Annotated in this window: 2 protein-coding genes; both read left to right on the top strand. The window is 46.8% G+C overall.

The features are described 5' to 3' along the window. On the top strand, window positions 1–1,055 hold a 1,055-nt coding region (gene glmU, locus A3750_RS20225), incomplete at its 5' end, for a bifunctional UDP-N-acetylglucosamine diphosphorylase/glucosamine-1-phosphate N-acetyltransferase GlmU (RefSeq protein ID WP_068548709.1). A 38-nt stretch (window positions 1,056–1,093) separates the two neighbouring features. Then, window positions 1,094–1,772 (top strand): class II glutamine amidotransferase (locus A3750_RS20220; protein ID WP_197475193.1); only part of this gene is annotated, 679 nt, incomplete at its 3' end.

Here is a 1,772-nt window from a genome sequence, read left to right as displayed (position 1 = left end):
TTCCTCTAATTGCCAATGACTCTTTAAATGAGTTGATCGGGCTCGCAGATCAAGAAACCTTAGCTCTATTGACCATGGATGTTGAAGACCCAACTGGTTATGGTCGAATCGTACGCAATGTCGCTGATGAACTTGTTGCAATCGTCGAGCAAAAAGACGCCAACGAAGAACAATTGGCTATTCAAGAAATCAATACCGGTTTTATGGCTGCGACGTCCGACAACTTAAAGCAGTGGTTACCGCGACTAAGTTCAGACAATGCACAAGGCGAATATTACTTAACAGATCTCGTTGCGTTGGCAGTGAGTGATGGCAAAGAAGTAGAGTCCTGCTCACCCTCATCGCCAGAAGAAGTACAAGGTGTTAATGATCGACTGCAGCTTTGTGAACTGGAATGCTGGTTCCAGTCACAGTACGGTGAGCGTTTACTGCGCGACGGGGTGAGTCTATTTGATCCGAATCGTATCGACATTCGTGGCGAGCTCGTGTGTGGCAAGGATGTGACAATCGACTTAAATTGCGTTTTTATTGGGCGTGTCACCTTGGCTGATGGAGTTTACATTGGGCCAAATTGCATTATTACCAATAGTTCTATCGGCGAAAATACGACTGTTAACTCGCACAGCGTTATCGAAGAGAGCCAAGTTGACGGGCATTGTAATATTGGACCTTTTGCACGGCTAAGACCAGGTACTGCTCTTGCAGAGAATGCGAAAATCGGAAATTTTGTTGAAACCAAAAAGGCGAACATCGGTAGTGGATCCAAAGTGAATCACCTGAGCTATATCGGTGATGCTGAAATTGGCGACGACGTTAATATTGGCGCGGGCACGATCACTTGTAACTATGATGGTGTAAATAAATACCAAACCAAACTTGAGAATGACGTCTTCATAGGCTCCAATTCGTCGTTGGTAGCTCCAATTGTCGTCAAACAAGGTGCGACCGTAGGCGCCGGCTCAGTTGTTACAAAAGATGTTGATGCGCAGCAATTAGCCGTAGCCCGCGGAAAACAGGTGAATATCTCTAATTGGAAGAAGCTGACTAAGAAGTAATTTAAAGATCACGGATCGATTTGTAGTAGGGGAAAAGTATGTGTGGGATTGTGGGTGCGATTGCACAGAGAGATGTGGCAAATATTTTAATAGAAGGCTTACGTCGACTAGAATATAGAGGTTATGACTCTGCAGGTTTAGCAGTGCTCTCGAAGACCGGAGAGTTCCAGCGTGTACGCCGCGTTGGGAAGGTTCAAGCTCTAGCTGATGCGTTGGTTTCGGAGCCCTGCCTTGGAGGGATCGGCATTGCACATACACGATGGGCTACGCATGGTGAACCAAACGAGGCTAACGCACACCCTCACAGCTCCTCTTCTGAAATTACCGTCGTCCATAACGGCATTATCGAAAACTATCTTGAACTTCGCGATCATCTGAAGACCCTTGGGTACACCTTTTCCTCCGACACAGATACCGAAGTCATTGCACATCTCCTCCATCACGAACGCCAGCAAAGTAAGAGTCTCTTAGACGCTTTTCAGAAGACCATTCAACAGCTTGATGGGGCTTATGGCGCAGTTGCAATGGAGACGAGTGATCCCGATAGGCTTGTTGCAGCGCGTTCGGGCAGCCCTTTGGTCATTGGCTATGGCATTGGCGAAAACTTCCTTGCATCCGATCAGCTTGCTCTTTTACCTGTCACCAACCGATTTGCCTTTCTAGAAGAAGGGGATATTGCAGAAGTTACTCGTCACGAGGTCAGGATATATGACCATA

This window comes from Oleiphilus sp. HI0079 (assembly GCF_001635105.1).
This window is presented reverse-complemented; position numbering and strand designations above follow the sequence as displayed.